The sequence below is a fragment of the Cupriavidus sp. HPC(L) genome (genome assembly GCF_000307735.3).
In the GTDB taxonomy this organism is placed as follows: Bacteria; Pseudomonadota; Gammaproteobacteria; order Burkholderiales; family Burkholderiaceae; genus Cupriavidus.
Genome location: NZ_AMPR02000231.1, coordinates 1 through 4509, shown reverse-complemented (window position 1 = coordinate 4509; position 4509 = coordinate 1). Strand labels below are relative to the sequence as shown.

General features: G+C 67.1%; 5 protein-coding genes. 1 reads left to right on the top strand and 4 read right to left on the bottom strand.

From position 1 onward, the window contains the following. Positions 1-756 precede the first annotated feature (756 nt). On the top strand, positions 757-1488 hold the full coding sequence (locus B551_RS14250; RefSeq protein WP_197498377.1) for a histone H1-like DNA-binding protein: 732 nt from the start codon (positions 757-759) through the stop codon (positions 1486-1488). Positions 1489-1894: 406 nt separating this feature from the next. On the opposite strand, the gene B551_RS14245 is transcribed toward B551_RS14250, so the two are convergent. The 4 genes from B551_RS14245 to B551_RS14230 form a co-directional block, all read right to left on the bottom strand. Next, on the bottom strand, positions 1895-2362 hold the full coding sequence (locus B551_RS14245; protein WP_023264368.1) for a membrane protein: 468 nt from the start codon (positions 2360-2362) through the stop codon (positions 1895-1897). Positions 2363-2382: 20 nt separating this feature from the next. After that, positions 2383-3330, bottom strand: a complete 948-nt coding sequence (locus B551_RS14240) for a carbohydrate kinase family protein (protein ID WP_006579693.1) — start codon at positions 3328-3330, stop codon at positions 2383-2385. 196 nt (positions 3331-3526) lie between these two features. Beyond that, positions 3527-4027, bottom strand: a complete 501-nt coding sequence (tpx, locus tag B551_RS14235; RefSeq protein WP_006579694.1) for a thiol peroxidase — start codon at positions 4025-4027, stop codon at positions 3527-3529. Between the two features lie 96 nt (positions 4028-4123). Next, the coding region (locus B551_RS14230; RefSeq protein WP_043439714.1) for a DUF3426 domain-containing protein at positions 4124-4509 on the bottom strand (386 nt) is incomplete at its 5' end.

The window sequence follows — 4509 nt, the reverse complement described above, 5'->3', positions numbered from 1 at the left end:
CTTGTTGCATGCGGCTTTGCGGCGAGCATGCGGGTTCTCCCTCGTGTCTTCTGCGTGTCCGCTCGAAGGCCTTCGAGCGGTCCACGCGAACGTCGCCGCAAGGTCTTCACGCGCGGCTCGACCAGCGCGTCGTCGGCATGTCGACGGAGCCGCGATGCGAGCCACGCAGAGGGTCGGCGAGCGTGTCGTCGCGGCATGCGACGCGTGTCTCGACAGCGCGTCGCGCGTGTCATTGCATCGATGCGTTCGTCATCGCAAAGCGCGCGCATTCGATGGCGTGATTTTTTGGAACTTTTTTCTTAACATCACCGACCAAACGAATTATGATTCGCCTTGACAAGAGTCTCTCTTCATTGCATGAAGCAGGACATCGCAAAGCGAAGAACTCGAACAACAACCGCGGCGCGATTCGATGCAGTGATGCAGGTAGCCGAGGAGCAACAGAACTTTGACGCAGACCAGACCGGGCTGGCTTCTTACAACGCGTACAGTCTCCTGTGGCCCATTGACGGGATGGGTTCGCTACCTCGAACAACACGGCGTCTGCCTGGCGCGGGCCATGACCGCGAATGCAGGTCTGCCGTCGGAATACTCCTACTTTGAAGCCGCGTGTCGTCGGGCAACGACGCGCGAGCGGATCGAATACTGCGGGACGCGACGAGCGTTGCGCGCGGGTCATCGCGTTGCACGTCGCCACGGAAGCCTTGCCCTGCGCAAGGCGCCCGCCAAGGAATTCATTAGCGTGCGGCAGCCGTATTGCGGCACGCCGATGAATCGCTCGCTCGACTGGGGTTTGCAAGCCTGCGGCTTGCAGGCATTAACGCCTCGGGTCGGTCGGGTCGCCAATTTTGGACATTCGATATTCACGCTTTAGTGAAGGAGTCATCCATGGCAACGACTGCGAAGAAGAAACCTGCGGCCAAGAAGGCCGCGCCCGCCAAGAAGGCAGCCGCCAAGAAGGCCGCACCGGCCAAGAAGACCGCGGTGAAGAAGGTCGCCGCGAAGAAGGCGGCGCCGGCCAAGAAGGCCGCAGCGAAGAAGGCCCCCGCCAAGAAGGTCGCGACCAAGAAGGTAGCGGCGAAGAAGGCGGCGCCGGCCAAGAAGGCTGCAGCGAAGAAGGCTCCCGCCAAGAAGGTCGCGACCAAGAAGGTAGCGGCGAAGAAGGCCGCACCGGCCAAGAAGGCTGCAGCGAAGAAGGCCCCCGCCAAGAAGGTCGCGACCAAGAAGGTAGCGGCGAAGAAGGCGGCACCGGCCAAGAAGGCCGCGGCCAAGAAGACCACCGCCAAGAAGGCGACCGCCAAGAAGGCCGCACCGGCCAAGAAGGCTGCCGCGAAGAAGGCGCCGGCGAAGAAGGCTGCCGGCAAGAAGGCCGCCGCCCAGCCTGCCGCGGCCCCTGCCTCGTCGCCTGCCTCGGCTCCCGCGCCGGCCGCGAAGACCGCGCTGAGCCCGGCCGCCGCCTGGCCGTTCCCGACCGGCAGCCGTCCGTAAGCGTTGAAGCGCGACCCGTGCGCGCTCGATTCCTGCGGGAATCCTCGGGGCACCTTCGCGTGCCCGAATGACCGGATACCCCGTATCCGGTCGGCATGACAGTGGTCCTGCCAACCCGCCGCCGGCGCAAGCCGCGGCGGGTTTTTCATTCTGGGCGGGTGCACCGATCGATAACCCGCAGGACTGCTCCCCCTCTCCCGCTTGCGGGAGAGGGGCCGGGGGAGAGGGCAAGGACGATGGCCATGCTACTGCCGTTTGAAACCATCTCCCTCTCCCCAGCCCTCTCCCCCTGAGGGGGAGAGGGAGAACACCGCCGGGCTGGGACCACAAAGAAAAACGCCGCCCCCCCCGAAGGGGGCGGCGTCTCGATCGACGGCCGGTGAAGCGCGCCGCTTGGTGGCGATGCTCAGTGCGTGACGCGCGTGACGCCGCCCGAGGACAGCAGCCGCACGCGTTCGCCCGGACGGAAGATCTCGTCGGCATCCTGCGTGATCGCGCGCATCTCGCCATTGTCCAGGCGCACCGTGATCTCCAGCCCGCGACGCTGATCGACGCGGTTCTCGATCGCGCTGCCGGCCATGCCGCCGAGCACCGCGCCGAGGATGCCGGCCGCCACCGAGCCGCTGCCGCTGCCGATCGAGCTGCCGGCCGCGATGCCGCCGATGGCGCCGCCCGCGAGCGTGCCGACGCCCGATTGCTGACCCTGGATCATCACCTCGCGCACGCTCTCGACCACACCATGGCGCAGCGTCTGTTCACGCTGCGCCTGCCCCGGCGTATAGATGCTCGCGGAGTTCGATTGCGTGGCGCAGCCGGCCACGAGACTGGCGGCCGCCACGAGCGCGACGCCGCAGGTTCGGAGAAGGGTTTGCATGGTGATTCCCCAGCGAGGGTTTACGCGTAACGGTAGCCGAATGCCGACTCGAACATCTGGCCGATCTGCTCGCGCGAGACCTTGTAGTTCTGGGGTCCCTGGTGCGCGATCTTGATCGCCCCCATCAGACTCGCGAGCCGACCGGTAGTTTCCCAGTCGAAGCCCTGTTCGATGCCGTACAGCAGGCCGCCGCGGAAGGCGTCGCCGCAGCCGGTCGGGTCGACGACCCGTTCGGCCTGCACCGCGGGAATATTGTACTGCCGGCCATCGGCGTGAATGGTGGCGCCGCGCTCGCCGTGCGTCACGATGAAGGCGCGCACGCGGGCCGCCACTTCGGCGCTGCTCCAGCCGGTGCGCGAGAGCAGCACCTGTCCTTCGTAATCGTTGACGGTCACGTAGCTGGCCAGCTCGACGAACTGGCGCAGGTCCTCGCCGCCGAACAGCGGCATCGCCTGGCCGAGGTCGAAGATGAACGGAACGCCGGCCTCGGCGAATTGCCGGGCGTGGTGCAGCATCCCTTCGCGGCTGTCCGGCGCGACGATGCCCAGCCGCGGCGCGCGCTCGCCCTTCAGTGCGTCCTGCACGTGCGACAGCTGCGACTGATTCATCGCGCCCGGGTGGAAGGCGGTGATCTGGTTGTTCTCCAGATCGGTGGTGATCATCGCCTGCGCGGTGAAGGTATCGGGCAGCATGCGGATATGCTCGGTGCCGATGCCGAGCGCGCGCAGGTAGTCCAGATACGGGCCGGCATCCTCGCCGACCGTCGCCATCACCACCGGCTCGCCGCCGAGCAGCTTCAGGCTGTAGGCGATATTGCCGGCGCAGCCGCCGAATTCGCGGCGCATGCCGGGGACCAGGAAGGACACATTTAGCATGTGGATCTGGTCCGGCAGGATGTGTTCGCGGAACCTGCCCTCGAACGTCATGATGGTGTCGTAGGCGACGGAGCCGCAGATCAGGCTGGGCATGGATGCTCCAAGGTGTTTGGTACTGGTGGTTCGCTGGTGGTGCTGCTGGTGGTTTGTCTCCCCTCTCCCGCCTGCGGGAGAGTGGCGGGGGAGAGGGCAGAGGGCGGTGGCCATGCCACTGCCGTTTGAAACCACCTCCCTCTCCCCGGCCCTCTCCCCCTGAGGAGAGGGAGAGCAAAGGGGTTCGGCCTCGCGCTTACTTCAACGCCGCCAGCGCCGCGTCGTAGTCCGGCTCGTTCTTGATCTCGGGCACCAGTTGGCTGTAGGTCACCGTGTCGTTCTGGTCGAGCACCACCACCGCGCGGGCGGTCACGCCGGCCAGCGGGCCGCTCTTGATGTCGACGCCGTAGTCGTTCTTGAACTGCGCGCCGCGCATCGTCGACAGCGGCACCACATTGCTCAGGCCTTCCGCGGTGCAGAAGCGGCCCATCGCGAACGGCAGGTCGGCCGAGATCGTCAGCACCACGGTGTCGGCCAGCGCGCTGGCCTTCTCGTTGAACTTGCGGGCCGAGGCCTGGCACACCGGCGTGTCCAGGCTCGGCACGATATTGAGGACCTTGCGCTTGCCGGCGAAGTCGGCCAGCGTCACGTCCTTCAGGTCCTTGCCGACCAGCGAGAATGCGGGGGCCTTGTCACCGGGTTGGGGAAATTTGCCGCCGACTTCGATCGGGTTGCCGCCGAGGGTCACAGTGCTCATGGTCGCTCCTGGGTTGAAGGGGACGCGGCGCGCGGCCGGATGCCGCGGCGGCGCATCCCGGGGATTCGGGGATGGTTCGAGGATGCTCGGCGATGGTCAGGGATAAAAGACCGACACGCGGTAGTTGTCCGCGGCCTGCCGAGTCCGGAATCGTACCTGAAGGGGCAGCTCGGCGCCCGCCTGCAGGCCCGTGGCGCCATCCGGATCGCGCGCTCGCTGCGCGGCCGGCAGGTAGTCGGCCGGCGTCAGCACAAGCCGCTGCACCGGACGATCCTGCGCATCGGTCAGCACCAGCTCGATCGCCGGCAGCGCCACCAGCGCGCGGCCCTCGTTGCGCAGCGTCATCGTCAGCAGATAGTCGTCGGCGCCGGCATCGGGCATCTGCAGCTGCGAGCCGTCGATGCGCAGCGCGGCGAGCTGCCTGGCCGGCGGCACGCGGCAGCCCAGCGGTGCGCAGGCCGCCTCCAGCCACGGCCGCAGCG